Raw genomic sequence first — 14,844 nt, forward strand, 5'->3', positions numbered from 1 at the left:
ACGATGACGGTAAACGATATTCCCCTGGTCTCCTTCTTCCAGCGTGTGCTCGATCCGCTGATCATCATGGGGACGCTGTACGCCACGTCGATGGTGTACGGGGAGCCGTTTACCGGCTATTCGCTGGTGCTGATGGTGCTGGCCTTCTTCATTTCCTCCGCCGTGTATGAGCATGTCGACCCCTACCGCACCTGGCGCAGCGGCCGCATTGGCGCCTATGCGCGCGACATCTTCATGGGCTGGATCGTCACCGCCCTGATCCTGGTCTTCCTCGGCCTGGTCAGCGGCCTGGCCTACCACTATGACGAAACAGTGGTGCTGAGCTGGTTCCTTGCCACGCCGTTTGCCTTACTCATGAGCCATACGGCGGCGCGCCATGTCGGCACCGATCCCGCCAAGGAGAGCGAGGTGCGCTCCATCGTCATCGTCGGCGCCAACGAGGTTGGCACCAAGTTCGCGCGTACCGTGGAGCGCATGCCCAATCTCTTCCTCAGCGTGCGCGGCTTCTTCGACGACCGCACGGCGGACCGCCGCAAGCCGGACCTGGCGCATCCCGTGCTGGGCGATATGGGCGCGGTGGCGGGCTTTGTGCGCGACCACCATATCAAGATGATCTTCATCAGCCAGCCGATCTCGGCCCAGCCGCGCATCCGCAAGCTGCTCGATGAACTGCAGGACACCACGGCCTCGGTCTACTTCCTGCCGGACATTTATGTTTTCGACCTGATGCAGGCGCGCTTTGACAGCGTGGGCGGCATGCCGGTGGTGGCAATCTGCGAAACGCCGTTTGTCGGCTTCGATGGCATCGTCAAGCGTGCCAGCGATGTGATCATCGGCAGTGCCATCCTGCTGCTGCTGGCGCCGCTGATGCTGGCGATCGCGCTGGCCGTGTGGGTCAGCTCGCCGGGACCGGTGATCTTCCGCCAGCGCCGCTACGGCTTGTATGGCGAGGAAATCATCGTCTACAAATTCCGCTCGATGCGGGTGACGGAAGACGGCCCTGCCGTGCGGCAGGCGACCGCCAACGATCCGCGCATCACCCGCATTGGCGCCTTCCTGCGCCGCTCCTCGCTCGATGAGCTGCCGCAATTCTTCAATGTCTTGCAAGGAACCATGAGCATTGTTGGGCCGCGCCCGCACGCGGTGGCCCATAACGAACAATACCGGAAGCTGATCAAAGGCTACATGTTGCGCCACAAAGTCAAGCCGGGCATTACCGGCTGGGCCCAGGTCAACGGCCTGCGCGGTGAAACGGAGACCCTGGAAAAGATGGAGGCGCGTATCCGCTACGACCTGGACTACCTGCGCCACTGGTCGCTTTGGCTGGACCTGTGGATCATCTTGCGCACAGTCAAGGTGGTGTTAAACCGGCAGAACGCGTACTGAGTCAATCGTGCGCGCGTGTCGCGCTATTAGAATGAGTTGCAACAGTCGAGGGAGGATATCTTGAAGAACATCAACCCGAACAAGGCTTGTGCAGGACTGATGGTGTTGCTGCTGGCCGCTTGCGGCAACAAGGCGGAGCAGAAGCCGGGCCAGGCGCTGGCCAGCGTCAACGGCGAAGAAATCACCGTCATGCAATTGAACGACGAGCTGGCGCGCGCCAACGCCCCGGCCGCCCGCCAGGACGCCGTGCGCAAGCAGGTACTGGAATCATTGATCGATCGCCAGCTGCTGATCGGCGAAGCGGCGAAAGAGAATATGGACCGCGACCCGCGCGTGCTGCAGGCCATTGAACGCTCGCGCGCGCTGATCCTGGCGCAAGCGTATATGCAGAAACGTATCGGCACGCCGGCCAAGCCGAGCGCGGAGGAGGTCGAGGCGTACTACAGCCAGAACCCGCAGTTCTTCGCGCAGCGCAAGCATTTCGACATGCGCGAAATCATCCTGCCGACGCGCGAGGTCACCGACGAGCTCAAAGCCGTGATGGACAAGACCCGTTCGCTGGACGATGTCGCCGCCTGGCTCGATGCGCGCAAAGTCAAGTACCAGAAGGCGCAGTTGAGCCGCAGCGGTTCCGAGCTGCCGCCCGAGCTGTCGGCCAAGCTGATGGCCCTGTCCAAGGACCAGTTGTTCATCGTGCGCGAAGGCGAACGCAGCATGCTGGTCACGATTACCGATATCCGTCCCTCGCCGGTGGAGCTGGATGCGGCGCGGCCGCAGATCGAGCAATACCTGGTGGCGAAAAAGGGGAAGGAAGCGGCGGAGCAGGAAGTCAAACGCCTGCGCGCCAGCGCCAAGATTGCCTATATCAACCAGCCGGCGCCGGTGGCGACCGCCGGTGCCAAGGCGAATGAGCTGGAGCGCGGTGTCGCCGGCCTGAAATAACACGATGGAGGAGCGATCATGAAACGAGTACTGATGTGGATGGCGGGCTTGCTGCTGGCGCTGGGCGCCGGCATGGTGCAGGCGGCGGATATCACGCTGGGGCCGGGCGATGTGATCAAAGCTTCGGTGTTCGGCAATCCGGATATGGGCGTGGAGACGCGCGTCAGCGAGTCCGGCAAGATCACCTTCCCCCTGCTGGGCGAGGTGAAAGTGGGCGGGCTGACCGTGCAGCAGGCGGAAAAGCTGGTCGGTGAACAGCTGGTGAAGAAGGGCTACCTGAAAACCGCCCAGGTCAACATCATCATCTCGCAGATCCAGAGCGCCCAGGTGTCGGTGCTGGGCATGGTGAACCGGCCCGGGCGCTACCCGCTCGACGGCGGCAAGCGCGGGGTGATGGACATGCTGGCCCAGGCCGGCGGCTTCAACGCCGACGGCGGCGACACGGTGAGCGTGGTGCGCACGCGCGACGGCAAAACCACGAAAACCGTGATCGACGTGGTGGACATGGTGCGCAACGGCGCGCTGGACAAGGAAATCGAGCTGGCGCCTAATGACGTGATCTACGCCGAACGTTCGCCGCGCTTCTACATCTACGGCGAAGTGCAGCGCCCCGGTTCGTTCCGCCTGGAACGCGCCATGACGGTGAGCCAGGCGCTGGCGGTGGGCGGCGGCCTGACGCCGCGCGGCACCGAGCGCGGCATCAAGATCAAGCGCCGCAATGGCGACGGCCAGCTGCATGTGGTCGCCGTGAAGAACGATGACCTGGTGCAGGTGGACGACGTCATCGTCATCAAAGAGAGCTGGTTCTAAGGAGTTGCCATGAATTTCGCCCAGTTTCTCCTGATCCTCCAGGCGCGCAAGAAGATTGTGCTGCTGACCTTGCTGATCACGGTGGCCGCCACCCTGGTCGTCAGCCTGCTGCTGCCCAAGACGTACGAGGCCAGCAGTTCGCTGGTGATGAATTACAAGGGCGTCGACCCGCTGACCGGCATGGCCTTGCCGGGCCAGCTGATGCCCGGCTATATGGCGACCCAGGTCGACATCATCGGCAGCAAGAATGTGGCGCTGCGCGTGGTGGACCAGCTGAAGCTGGCCGACAGCCCCGCTGTGATCCAGCAGTTCAACGAATCGACCGGCGGCAAGGGCTCGGTGCGCGACTGGCTGGCCGAGCTGCTGCAGAAAAAGCTCGACGTCGTGCCGGCGCGCGAAAGCTCGGTGCTGAACGTGACCTTCAAGGCGTCCGACCCGCAATTCGCGGCCGCCGTGGCGAATGCCTTCGCCGAGGAATACATGAAGATCACGGTGCAGCTGAAGGTGGAGCCGATGAAGAAGGCCACCAGCTACTTCAATTCCCAGCTCAAGCTGCTGCGCGACAACCTGGAGGCGGCCCAGGCCAAGCTCTCCAAGTACCAGCAGGAGCACGGCATCGTCAGCGTCGACAACCGGCTGGACGTGGAGTCGATGCGCCTGAACGACCTGTCGGCCCAGCTGGTGCAGGCGCAGGCGCAGTCGATGGAAGCCAATTCGCGCCAGTCGGTGGCGCGCGGCATGGGCAGCAGCTCGCCCGACGTGACCGCCAGCCCGGTGGTGCAGAACCTGCGCGTCAACCTGGCGCAGCAGGAATCCAAGCTGGCTGAGATGGGGCAGCGCCTGGGCCGCAACCACCCGCAGTACCAGAGCGCGGCGGCCGAGGTGGCGCGCCTGCGCGCCGGGCTGAATGAGCAGACCGCCCTGGTCACGTCCTCGGTCAGCAACAATGCCAACGTCTTCGCCCAGCGCGAGGCGGCGCTGCGCGCGGCCCTGGGCGAGCAGAAGGCCAAGGTGCTGCAGCTGAACCGCCAGCGCGACGAGATGAACGTGCTGAACAAGGATGTGGAAAGCGCCCAGCGTGCCTTCGACCAGGCCGCGCAGCGCGTGTCGCAGACCCGCATCGAAGGCGGTTCCGACCAGTCCGACGTGTCGGTGCTGAATCCGGCCGTGCCGCCGATCGAGCCGTCCGGCCCGCGCGTGCTGCTGAACACGGTGCTCTCGCTGCTGCTGGGCAGCATGCTGGGCATCGGCATTGCCATGCTGTCCGAAATGTTCGATCGCCGCGTGCGGTCGGAGTCCGACCTGGCCGACGTGGCGCACATTCCCGTGCTGGCCACCATCGACTGGAATCCGCCGCGCCAGCGCCGCTTCGGCCTGCCGCGCCTGCAGCCGCAGCAGCTGCGCTTGAGCTGAGCCATGGAGGAAGCGATGAACAGTCCCCTGCATTTCAATCCCGCCTCGCCGCTGGGCGCCGGCGATGCCAGCATCGGCGCCCTGCTGCAGGAAGCAGGCAAGCTGACGCCGGAAAACACCGATACCGTGCTGCGCATGCAAGAGGAAACCGGCATCCGTTTCGGCGAAGCGGCGCAGGCGCTGGGCATGGTGAGCGCGGCCGACGTCCAGCAGGCGCTGGCGCGCCAGTTCGACTATCCCTTCGTGCCGGCCGGCGACAAGCAGTTTTCGCCGCACCTGGTGGCGGCCTACGACCCGTTCAGCCGCCAGGTCGAGATGCTGCGCGCCGTGCGCGCCCAGCTGATGCTGCGCTGGTTTGGGCGCGGCCACAAGGCGCTGGCGATTGTCGGCGTTGAGCCGGGCTGCGGCGCCAGCCTGTTTGCCGCCAACCTGGCCGTGGTGTTTTCCCAGCTGGGGCAGAACACGCTGCTGGTGGACGCCAATTTGCGCCATCCGGCGCAGCGCGCCATCTTCAACCTGCCGGGCAAGAGCGGCCTGTCGGACATGCTGGCCGGACGCGCCACCATGGCGGCCGTGGCGCGCATCGATGCCTTCGAGTCGCTGGCGGTGCTGGGCGCCGGCACCTTGCCGCCCAATCCGGCGGAACTGCTGGCGCGCAAGGCGTTCACCGGCCTCAATGCGCAGCTGGAGGCGCTGCACGACATCGTGCTGTACGACACGTCGGACGTGCTGACGGCGCACGATGCGCTGCCGGTGATGGCGCGCGCGCGCGGCGTGCTGCTGGTGGTGCACAAGAACGCCAGTTCGCTGTACGACGTGGCCGCCCTGGGCGAGCAGGTGCGCCATGCCGGCGCCGAAGTACTTGGTTCGGTCCTGCTGGAGTTCTGACATGGAACCCGGGGCAGCCATCCGCCAGCCCGGCGAGACGCCTTTGCGCGCGTCATTGCGCGACCACCTGCGCGCCGCGCTGCCGGACTGGCTGCCGGTGGCGCTTGGCATGGCGGTGCTGTACGTGCCGACTTTCCATGGCCTGTTCACCGGCCTGTGGACCACCGAGGAGCAGGCCCATGGGCCCATCATCCTGCTGCTGGCGCTGTGGCTGATCTACCGCCAGTGGCCGGCCATGCTGGCGCGTGCCGACGGCAAGCCTGCCGCCGCCGGCTGGCCGCTGCTGGGCGTGGGGCTGCTGGCCTATGTGCTGGGGCGCTCGCAGGGCATCATCGCGTTTGAGATCGCCTCCTTCGTCCTGCTGCTGGCGGCGGTGCTGCTGCTGAAATGCGGGCGCGGCGCCCTGCGCGCGCAATGGTTCGCGTTCTTCTTCATGGCCTTCATGGTGCCCTTGCCGGGGCCCCTGGTCGGCATGCTGACCATGCCGATGAAGATGGCCGTGTCCTGGGCCACCGAGCACCTGCTGTTCATGGCCGGCTACCCGATCGCGCGCAGCGGCGTGATCCTGCAGGTCGGGCAGTACCAGCTGCTGGTGGCCGATGCCTGCGCCGGCCTGCAGACGCTGCTCACGCTGGAGGCGCTCGGGCTGTTCTACCTGAACGTGGTGCGCCATTCCTCGGCCTTCCGCAACGTGGCGCTGGCCATCCTGATCATCCCGATTTCCTTCACCGCCAACGTGATCCGCGTGATCACGCTGTCGCTGGTGACTTACTACCTGGGCGATGCGGCGGGGCAGGGCTTCCTGCACGGCTTTGCCGGGATTGTCCTGTTCATCACGGCGCTGCTGCTGATCATCGGCGTGGACGCCTTCCTGCAATGGTTCGTCAAATGGCGCAACGCATGAAAAAATCGACGTTGGTCAGCCTGGCGCTGGCCGTGCTGATGCTCTCTTCGGCGGCGCTGACGAAGGCGCTCACGCCGACCGCGCGCATGGCCGATGCGCAGGGCCGCTTCCAGCTGGAGCAGATGGTGCCGCGCAGCTTTGGCGAGTGGGAAGTCGACACGCGGGTGATGCCGCTGCAGGTCGATCCCGCCACGCAGGCCAAGCTGGACAAGATCTACAACCAGACCCTGGGCCGCACCTATGTCAACCGCAGCGGCGAGCGCATCATGCTGTCGATCGCGTATGGCGGCGACCAGGGCGACAATATGGGCGTGCACAAGCCGGAGGTGTGCTACACGGCGCAGGGCTTCACCGTGCGCGATGGCGCGGCGGGCCGCCTCGACACCGGTTTCGGCACGCTGCCGGTCAAGCGCCTGTTTGCCGAGGCGGGCGCGCGCCAGGAACCGATCACCTACTGGATTACCGTGGGGCGCAAGGCCACCATGCCGGGCCTGCAGCAGCGCCTGCAGGAGCTGCGCTACGGCCTGAGCGGCACGGTGCCGGACGGCATGCTGGTGCGCGTCTCGAATATCAGCGCCGATGCGGCGACAGCCTACGCCCTGCAGCAGGAGTTCGTGCGCGCCATGCTGCAGGCCATGGATGCGCCGGCGCGCACACGCCTGGTCGGCGTGTTCGAGGGCTGAGGGAGGCGACCATGCGACTACCGTTCCTGCGCCGCGCCGCTGTTGCCGGCTCCTCTGCCGCCGCCCCTTCCGCCGCCGTGGCCGCGCCCGGGCGGCTGGCCCGGCCGCAGGGCCTGCCGCTGCTGTTGCTGCTGCCCTTCATGCTGCTGGCGGTGTTTGTCGGCATGGTGGGCGGGCTCGATTCGCCGCCGCTGGTGGCCATTGTCGGCGCGGCGGTGCTGTCGCTGCTGCTGCTGTTCGTGCTGCCATTGCACGGCATGTTCTGGTGCCTGTTCGTGCTGACGTTCGTGCTGCAGGGCTCGGCGGTGTATTTCCTGCGCCTGCGGCCGGCCGCCTGGCTGGCGTTCGGCCTGGCCATCCTGTTCTTCTGCCGCGCGCTGCTGGACCTGGTGGTGCAGCGCCAGCGCAGCCTGCGGGCGCAGCCGGGCGACGCTTCCAGCGTGGTCTACGCGGCCGGGCTGTTTGTGGTGGTCTTCGCGCTCAGCCTGGTGTTCAACCGGGTGCCGAAGTCGCAGATATTCTCGGCCTTCAAAGCGGTCCTGCCCATGTTCTCGGTGCTGTTCGCGCTGTACTGGTTCCGCTGGAAAGAGGGACACCTGGAGGCCAGCTGGCGCATGATGTTCTGGGTCACCGCCCTGCAGCTGCCGGTGGTGCTGTACCAGCACTTCTTCGTCGCCAGCAGCACCACCTTCGATTCCATTGTCGGCACCTTCGGCGGGCAGCAGGGCGGCGGTGGCAACAGCGCCATGCTGGTGCTGTTTACCGTGGTCGCGGTCGGCTATGCCGGGGCGCGCTGGCAGGCCGGCCAGATGGCCGGGCGCACCTTCGGCGCCATGGTGCTGCTGGCCCTGGCCATCATCCTGCTGGGCGAGGTGAAGGCGGCCTTTGTCTGGCTGCCGCTGGTGCTGGCCTGGGTGCTGCGCCGCAAGGTGCTGCGCAGCGCGGCGGCCTTCCTCGGCTTTGCGGTGCTGGTGGCGGCATTTGTCGGCATCACCTACACCGTGTACGAACAGTTGTACTGGGGGAAACATCTGCAGTCGGCGCACAGCATGGCGGAAAAGCTGGACCGCAGCGGCGGCTACTTCTTCGATCCCAACCAGATCAACTACCGCACCGGCGAAATCAGCCGCGCCGCCTCGCTGGCACTGTGGGCGCGCGACCCGCAGGCGGGCACGCCGAGCCGCCTGGTCGGATACGGGCCGGGCGCCAGCAAACCGTCCGGCCTGCTGGGCGCCGGGCAGGTTGCCAAGCGCTACCAGCCGCTGCACCTCGATGCCACGGCGCTCGCGGTGCTGCTGTGGGACGTGGGGCTATTGGGCGCTCTCGTTTATGCGTCCATGCTACTGTTTGCCTTGCTTGCGGCGTGGCGTTACGTGCGCCGAGGCGAGGGGACACCGGCGCAGCGCGCGCTGGCCGATACCTGCGTGGCGGCCATGCTGCTGTTCCTGATCATGCTGGTCTATAACCGCTCCCTGATGGACGAGCCGACTGCCCAATTATTGTTGATGATGTGCATGGGGACGGTGGTCCAGCTATGCCGCTTTGGCCGCGCCGCAAGTGGCTGATATGTGTCATCGATCTGCCACATTGTTACAAAATTTGTTCCGCATGGAAACGAATTTGTTAAATTCGTGATGTAGACTTTCTTCGTTGTACCCAATTGATTGACGCATAAGTTATTGATTGGCAAACGAAATTGTCTGGAGAGTATCACATGGAATTCGTTAAATCTGGCCTCCTGCGGGCCGCCGTCCTGGGCGCCCTCGCCACCTTCGCCACGGCCAGTCATGCCGACTGGGCCGTATCCACCAATATTGAAGCGATCCGTCCGGCGCCGGATTACATGCAGCTGCAGCCGCAGAATCCGCCCGGCTTTTCCTGGTCGCGCTACCCGATCGCCACAGCCTCGACCTGGTACCTGGTCATCGTGCAACCGCCGGCGGGGGCGGCGCCGATCAAGACTGTGGTGCCGCGCAACTGGCTGCTGCCGTCGCGCGCCTTCACCGGCGCCGGCATCTATACCTGGAAAGTGGCCCCGTTCACCCGCACCCAGGCGATGAACGATGCCGATGCGGCGGCGCGCGCCAAGGCCAAGGCCGCCGGCGCCACGCTGGCACAAATTGAAGAGGCAGCCAACGCCGCCGTGGTGCCGCTGGCCGAACCGGTGGCCAAGGACTGGTCCAGCGTGCGCAGCTTCACCCTGGACAGCACGGCGATCAAGTTCGAAGTGCCGGACAATGCCACCTTGCGCGACAATGTGATGCGCCACGGTCGGACGCGCATGCTGGCGCCGGGTTTCCTGCCTTACCTGAAGTGGACGACGGCGATGGTGACCGAGCGCGGCAACCAGGTGCGGCGCCTGGCCGAGATCGTCGACGGCAGGTTGGCCATGGCGCCGGTCAAGGACACGGACTGGCCATTGCTCAGCAGTGGCACCATGACGACCGCGCTCAGCAACCAGAACGCCGATATCCGCACCCGCATCAACCGCACCACGCATCAGCTGGAAGCGGCGTCGCTGCTGTACCGCCTGCGCGTGGGCGACCCCAAGGCGCCGACTTACCTGGCGGAAGCGATCAAGCGCGGCGATGAACTGGCGGCGCTCAACCCGGCCGGGCCGACCAGCTATGCCAACCAGGACCAGGCGACGCGCGCCATTGCGCTGTCGCTGTCGAAGGCAACCGACATGCTGTGGGCAGACCTGGACGCCACGCGGCGCAGCAGGTGGCAGTCGGTGATCGCCACCCGCGCCGGGGCGATCTACGCGGACCTGTCGAGCGGGATTGTGCGCACCGACCAGTACCCGTACGACTCGCACGCCGGCACGGCGCTCGGCTTCCTGGCCCTGATCGCCACCCTCAACCTGGGCGACGTACCGCAGGCGCAGACCTGGTTCGACTTCTCCGTGCGCAATTATGTGCACCAGGTGTACACCTGGAGCGGTCCGGAAGGCGGCTACGCCAACGGCACCGCCTATGCCCAGGCGGCGGCCGACTACTCGGTGCAGATCTGGGACCCGCTGAGCCAGGCGCTCAATGTCTCGGTCTACCGCAAGCCCTGGTCGGACGGCTTCCTGCGCTTCCTGGCGCACTTCGTCCCGCCTGGCACGCCGAGCCATGTGTTTGGCGACGGCCATGAGGACGTGCCCAATACCTATTTGCTGAAAGCCTTCGCGTCGCGCTTCAACTCGCCGGCTGCGAAGTGGTATTTCAACGCCATGGCGGGGATCGAGGACCCGCTGACCATGCTGCAGGCGCCGTCCCCGCTGCCGGCCAATGCCGTCAGCACGGCGGTGCCGCCGCCCAACGCGGCGATGTACCCGAGCGTGGGCTGGGCCGCCATGCACAGCTCGCTGGCCGACATGAAGCGCACCTCGCTGTACTTCAAGTCGAGCCCGTACGGCGCGTACAACCACAGCCACGGCGACCAGAACAGTCTCGTGCTGAACAGCGGCGGCAAGCGCCTGCTGATCGAGGCCGGCTATTACGACTGGTATGGCTCGCCGCTCTGGGGCAGCTGGTACCGCCCGACCAAGTCGCACAATGCCATCACGTATGACAACGGGGTGGGGCAGCGGGTGGACGGCAATACCATCAACCTGGCGCGCAACGGCAAGCTGACCGGTTTCTCGACCTCGGCCACGCTCGATTACGTGGAGGGCGATGCGACGGCGGCCTACGCGGGCGCGCTGACGCAGGCGCGGCGCAAGCTGTGGTACCTGCGCAGCCAGGATGTGGCGGTGGTGATGGATTCGCTGGCGTCGCCGGTGGCGCGTTCCTTTGAATGGAACTTCCACGCGGCCGTCGCGATCGCGCCGCAGCCGGACGGCAGCGCCCTGATCGTCAACGGCGACCGTTCGCTGTGCCTGCGCTCGATCACGCCGGGCACCACCCTGGTCAAGCGCGATGGGCCGGCGCCGCGCAGCGGCATCGAGGACCATGCCGCCTTCACGCGGCCGGCCGCGGCCAAGGCGGAGTTCCTGGTCCTGCTCGATGTCGGCTGCAAGAAGCCGAATGTGTCGCTGACCACGGGCACCACCAGCCGTACCCTGACCGTTGGGAGCCAGACCCTGACGCTGCCGTTGCCATAAACCTGCCGGGGACCCGCGCGATGCCATGACAGCACCTTACTCGGGACCCCAAACGCGGCGCAACATCGTCGCTTTCCTCGCAGGCAAAGTGCCTGCCGCCGTGCTGACTGCCTGCGTGCTGGGCCTGTCGGCACGGGTCTTGCCGGCCGGCGAGTTCGGCTATTACGTGACGGCGATGGCGGCGCTGGAACTGCTGCTGGGCCTGTCCGGCTTCGGCCTGGACTGGGTGCTGCTGCGCTTCCTGCCGGTGTACCGCCTGCATGGCACGCGGCGTGACGCCGGGCGCCTGCTGGCGGGCGTGCTGGGCGTGCGCCTGGCGCTGCTGGCGCTGGTGGGCGGCGCCATGCTGCTGGCCGCGCGCTGGCTGGCGCCTGCCGTGCCGCCGGGCGTGGCGCGCCTGCTCGACCTCCTGGTGCTGCTGCTGGTACTGGAGGGGGCGTTGCGCCTGTTGCGCGACAACACGCTGGAAGCCCTGGCTTTACAGGGCCGCATCCAGTTCATGAACATACTGCGCAGCGCACTGCTGCTGGCCGCCTTGTTCCTGCTGCCGGAAGGGACGGCACGCTGGCTGCTGGCGGCCGAAGCGCTGGCCAGCGCCGTGCTGCTGCCGCTGGCATGCGCCATGGTGCTGCAGGCCCTGCGCGCCTTGCCCGCCAGCGCCGGCGAAGGCTGGCAGCCGCCGGGCGTGCGGCAGCTGGGCGCGGTGGCCGTCAACAACTACGCCAGCGGCGTGGTGGAATACCTGTACTCCCCCTCGAGCCTGGTACTGCTGATGGCGCGCAGCCAGCCGGCGGACGCCATGGCGGGGCTGGGATTCGTGCTTCGTTTGACGGATATCATCCGTAACTACCTGCCGGGCATGGTAATTTTCTCGGTAGTGCGGGCGCGCATGATCGGCGCCTACGCCGGCAACCGCGACTACCCGGAACTGCAGCGCTGGGCGCATTTCGTCTTCAAGTTCAGCGCGCTGAGCCTGCTGCCCATGCTGGCGGTGGCCGTGGTGTACGGCGGCCTGGTGCTGCAGCTGGCCAGCGGCGGCCGCTTCGCCGAGTACCACTGGCTGTTTGCGGTGCTGTGCGGCTGGCTGGCCTTGCGCCTGCATCGCCTGATCCTGAACGTGGTGTGCAATGCGGTCGGCCTGGCCGGCCTGTGGGCGCAGGCGGCGCTCGCTTCGGCCTTGCTGCTGCCCTTGCTGTACTGGCTGGCCGGTGCGCGCCTTGGCCTGTGGCTGGTGCCGCTGGCCTTGCTCGGCAATGAGCTGGTGATCAACGGCATGGTGGTGGCCGGGCTGCAGCGGCGCGGGCTGCCGTGGCCACTGGGCGGGCACTGGTGGCGGCGCGCCCTGCTGGCGGCCGCGCTGGCGATGGGCGCGGCCTGGCTGGTGCCGGGCCAGGGCACGGCCGCGGCACTGCTGGGAAGCTTGCTGCTGTGCGCCGTTTTTACGCTAGCGCTGCTATTGTTGGGTGCGATCGATGGCATGGACCGCAAACTGATCAACCGCGTCATTGGACGCCCACTGCTGCGTGAGCCGACATGAACCATGTGCTGTTATCCCAGGCAGGAAGCTACCGCGACATCACCGAGTACCTGCAGGCGCGCGGTGCGCGCGTCACCGTGGTCGGGCCGGAGGGCGCCGGCATGCGCAGCAAGGCGGCCATCGTGCGCGCCATGTTCTCGCCGCGCCTGTGGCGCTGCTTCGGGCTGTGGACGCGCCAGGACCGGGTGCTGGTGATCGGCTGGCAAGCCTTGCCCTTGCTGGCCCTGTTGAAAGCGCGCCTGCTGCCGCGTCCGCAGCGCCTGCTGGTGATGGCCTGCTTCATCCACGGCCAGCGCGCGCGCCGCATTGCCGACCGCCTGCTGCGCCTGCTGCGCGTGCCGGGCCTGGGCTTCATCGCCTTCTCGCCCGGCGAAGCGCGCCACCTGGTGCAGGCAGTGGGCATGGCGCCGCAGGACGTGTTCTGCCACCTGTGGCGGCAGGAACTCGATGGGCGGGCCGCGCCGCAGGAAGGCGAGGGCGGCATCTTCGCCGGCGGTTTCTCCAACCGCGATTACGACCTGTTGCTGGAGGCGGCCGAGCCGCTGGACGAACCGCTGGTGATCGTGGCGTCGCAGCATAACCGCATCCGTCCACCGGCGCGCGCCAGCACGCGCATCCTGCGCGACTTGCCCGAGACGGAATTTGAAACGCTGCTGGCGCGCAGCACGGTGGTGGCCATGCCGCTGCGCGGCGCCGGCGAAGCCTGCGGCCAGAGCGTGCTGCTGCGTGTTCTGCGCCATGGCAAGCCGCTGGTGGCGACGCGGCATGAGGCGATCGAGGCTTACCTGGGCGCCGACTACCCCGGCTTCGTGCCGCATGACGATGTGCAGGCCATGCGCAGCGCGCTGGCCGGCGTGCTGGCGCAGCCGGCGTGGCGCGAAGAACTGGCGCAGCGCGTGCGGCAGGCGGCGCTGCTGCTGGCCGGGCGCGGCGAGCCGGGCGCGGAGATCGAACGTTTCCTGCACGGGTGAGCCATGGACCGCCCGCTCCAGATCCTGCAGCTGGTGCCGGAAACCCTGCCCACTTTCCGCGCCGACGTGGCGACCCTGTTCGGCAAGTATCTGCCGCGCCACGGCGTGCAGTGCCATGTGGTCGGCAAGGGCAGCACGGCGCCGGAAGCGGCGCAAGGCTTCGCCTCGGTGCGCCGCGCCGGCGTCGGCGCGCGCTGGCGCAGCGAGCTGTCATTTGCCTGGCTGTGCCTGCGTGCCTTGCTCGGCGCGCGGCGCGGCGCCTGCGATGCGGTGCAGGTGCGCGACATGGTGTCGATCGGCCTGCTGGCGCTGCTGATCGCGCGCCTGAAGGGCATCCCGCTGCTGTACTGGGTCTCTTACCTGATGAGCGAGGGCCGCGTGGAACGGGCGCGCGCCGACCTGGCGCGCCGGCCCACGCTGCGCGCGCGCCTGGTGCTGCTGAAGGGAACGGTGGAGGGCTGGCTGCTGTACCGCGTGCTGCTGCCGCGCGCCGACCATGTGTTCGTGCAGAGCGAGGCGATGGCGGCGCTGATGCGCGCGCGCGGGCTGGCGCCGGAGCAGGTCAGCGCGGTGCCGATGGGGGTCGATATGGAGGTGCTGGGGCAGGGCGTCGCCGCGCGCGCCTGGCCGGGCTGGGAAGGGCGGCCGGTGATCGCCTACCTCGGCACGCTGGACCGCGCGCGCGGGCTGGAGCGCCTGTTCGAGGCGCTGGCCATGGTGCGGCGCGCGCAGCCCGACGCCTGCCTGCTGCTGATCGGCGGCGCGCCGCAGGCGCAGGACGAAGCGGCGCTGCTGGCGGCGGCGCGCGAGCGCGGGCTGGCGCAGGCGGTGCACGTGACGGGCTGGCTGCCCGCGGCGCAGGCCTGGGAGTATTTGCTGGGCGCGCAGGCGGCCGTCTCGTATGTGCCGCGCGGCGCGCTGTACGACGTGAGCTCGCCCACCAAGCTGCTGGAGTACCTGGCGCTCGGCATGCCGTGCGTCGGCAACGACATACCGGACCAGGCGGCGGTGCTGTCCGCCAGCGACGCCGGCTGGCTGGCGGCCAGCACGCCGCAGGCGATGGCCGAGGCCTTGCTGGCCATCCTGCGCGACCTGCAGGCGGCGCGCGCGCGCGCGGCGGCCGGTCCGCGCTTCATCGAAACGCAACGCAGCTACCGCGTGCTGGGCGCGGCGGTGGCGCAACGCTACCGGGCGGTGCTGGGCAACCACTAAGGAGGCGG

At 67.5% G+C, this 14,844-nt stretch carries 12 protein-coding genes; all 12 read left to right on the plus strand.

Features of this window, described 5'->3' with window-relative positions; all coding sequences use genetic code 11:
- The first annotated feature begins 3 nt into the window (after positions 1-3).
- The 12 genes from ACE3TQ_RS10935 (at position 4) to ACE3TQ_RS10990 (ending at position 14,836) form a co-directional block, all read left to right on the plus strand.
- Positions 4-1,386: an undecaprenyl-phosphate glucose phosphotransferase gene (locus ACE3TQ_RS10935; RefSeq protein WP_374582181.1), complete on the plus strand. Its 1,383-nt coding sequence runs from the start codon at positions 4-6 to the stop codon at positions 1,384-1,386.
- A 60-nt stretch (positions 1,387-1,446) separates the two neighbouring features.
- Positions 1,447-2,328, plus strand: coding sequence for an EpsD family peptidyl-prolyl cis-trans isomerase (locus ACE3TQ_RS10940; RefSeq protein ID WP_374582183.1), 882 nt, complete (start codon positions 1,447-1,449; stop codon positions 2,326-2,328).
- A gap of 18 nt (positions 2,329-2,346) precedes the next feature.
- Positions 2,347-3,138, plus strand: a complete 792-nt coding sequence (gene epsE / locus ACE3TQ_RS10945; RefSeq protein ID WP_374582184.1) for a polysaccharide export protein EpsE — start codon at positions 2,347-2,349, stop codon at positions 3,136-3,138.
- Positions 3,139-3,147: 9 nt separating this feature from the next.
- Positions 3,148-4,551: a chain length determinant protein EpsF gene (gene epsF, locus ACE3TQ_RS10950; protein WP_374582185.1), complete on the plus strand. Its 1,404-nt coding sequence runs from the start codon at positions 3,148-3,150 to the stop codon at positions 4,549-4,551.
- A gap of 15 nt (positions 4,552-4,566) precedes the next feature.
- Positions 4,567-5,439, plus strand: coding sequence for a chain length determinant protein tyrosine kinase EpsG (epsG, locus tag ACE3TQ_RS10955; protein ID WP_374582186.1), 873 nt, complete (start codon positions 4,567-4,569; stop codon positions 5,437-5,439).
- 1 nt (position 5,440) lies between these two features.
- Entirely contained in the window at positions 5,441-6,343 is a 903-nt protein-coding gene (gene xrtB, locus ACE3TQ_RS10960) for an exosortase B (RefSeq protein ID WP_374582187.1), read from the plus strand.
- The gene (gene epsI, locus ACE3TQ_RS10965) at positions 6,340-7,026 is read left to right on the plus strand and encodes an exosortase-associated protein EpsI, B-type (RefSeq protein WP_374582188.1); all 687 of its coding nucleotides are present in this window, start codon (positions 6,340-6,342) and stop codon (positions 7,024-7,026) included. The genes xrtB and epsI overlap by 4 nt, the downstream gene beginning before the upstream one ends.
- Positions 7,027-7,037: 11 nt before the next feature.
- Positions 7,038-8,591, plus strand: coding sequence for a hypothetical protein (locus ACE3TQ_RS10970; protein ID WP_374582189.1), 1,554 nt, complete (start codon positions 7,038-7,040; stop codon positions 8,589-8,591).
- Positions 8,592-8,740: 149 nt separating this feature from the next.
- A complete protein-coding gene (locus tag ACE3TQ_RS10975) occupies positions 8,741-11,116 on the plus strand; it encodes a heparinase II/III family protein (RefSeq protein ID WP_374582190.1) in 2,376 nt (791 codons plus the stop codon).
- A 25-nt stretch (positions 11,117-11,141) separates the two neighbouring features.
- A complete protein-coding gene (locus ACE3TQ_RS10980) occupies positions 11,142-12,653 on the plus strand; it encodes a hypothetical protein (protein ID WP_374582191.1) in 1,512 nt (503 codons plus the stop codon).
- Positions 12,650-13,624: a hypothetical protein gene (locus ACE3TQ_RS10985; RefSeq protein ID WP_374582192.1), complete on the plus strand. Its 975-nt coding sequence runs from the start codon at positions 12,650-12,652 to the stop codon at positions 13,622-13,624. The genes ACE3TQ_RS10980 and ACE3TQ_RS10985 overlap by 4 nt, the downstream gene beginning before the upstream one ends.
- A 3-nt stretch (positions 13,625-13,627) precedes the next feature.
- A complete protein-coding gene (locus ACE3TQ_RS10990) occupies positions 13,628-14,836 on the plus strand; it encodes a glycosyltransferase (RefSeq protein WP_374582194.1) in 1,209 nt (402 codons plus the stop codon).
- Positions 14,837-14,844 lie beyond the last annotated feature (8 nt).

Source organism: Pseudoduganella sp. (assembly GCF_041914865.1).
Lineage (GTDB): Bacteria > Pseudomonadota > Gammaproteobacteria > Burkholderiales > Burkholderiaceae_D > Rugamonas.

What these genes read in the sequence shown, in the direction of transcription:
- epsI (WP_374582188.1), top strand. Translation starts at nt 6,340, where the DNA reads ATGAAAAAATCGACGTTGGTCAGCCTGGCGCTGGCCGTGCTGATGCTC.
- epsG (WP_374582186.1), top strand. Translation starts at nt 4,567, where the DNA reads ATGAACAGTCCCCTGCATTTCAATCCCGCCTCGCCGCTGGGCGCCGGC.
- ACE3TQ_RS10975 (WP_374582190.1), top strand. Translation starts at nt 8,741, where the DNA reads ATGGAATTCGTTAAATCTGGCCTCCTGCGGGCCGCCGTCCTGGGCGCC.
- epsE (WP_374582184.1), top strand. Translation starts at nt 2,347, where the DNA reads ATGAAACGAGTACTGATGTGGATGGCGGGCTTGCTGCTGGCGCTGGGC.
- ACE3TQ_RS10935 (WP_374582181.1), top strand. Translation starts at nt 4, where the DNA reads ATGACGGTAAACGATATTCCCCTGGTCTCCTTCTTCCAGCGTGTGCTC.
- ACE3TQ_RS10970 (WP_374582189.1), top strand. Translation starts at nt 7,038, where the DNA reads ATGCGACTACCGTTCCTGCGCCGCGCCGCTGTTGCCGGCTCCTCTGCC.
- epsF (WP_374582185.1), top strand. Translation starts at nt 3,148, where the DNA reads ATGAATTTCGCCCAGTTTCTCCTGATCCTCCAGGCGCGCAAGAAGATT.
- ACE3TQ_RS10985 (WP_374582192.1), top strand. Translation starts at nt 12,650, where the DNA reads ATGAACCATGTGCTGTTATCCCAGGCAGGAAGCTACCGCGACATCACC.
- ACE3TQ_RS10990 (WP_374582194.1), top strand. Translation starts at nt 13,628, where the DNA reads ATGGACCGCCCGCTCCAGATCCTGCAGCTGGTGCCGGAAACCCTGCCC.
- xrtB (WP_374582187.1), top strand. Translation starts at nt 5,441, where the DNA reads ATGGAACCCGGGGCAGCCATCCGCCAGCCCGGCGAGACGCCTTTGCGC.
- ACE3TQ_RS10980 (WP_374582191.1), top strand. Translation starts at nt 11,142, where the DNA reads ATGACAGCACCTTACTCGGGACCCCAAACGCGGCGCAACATCGTCGCT.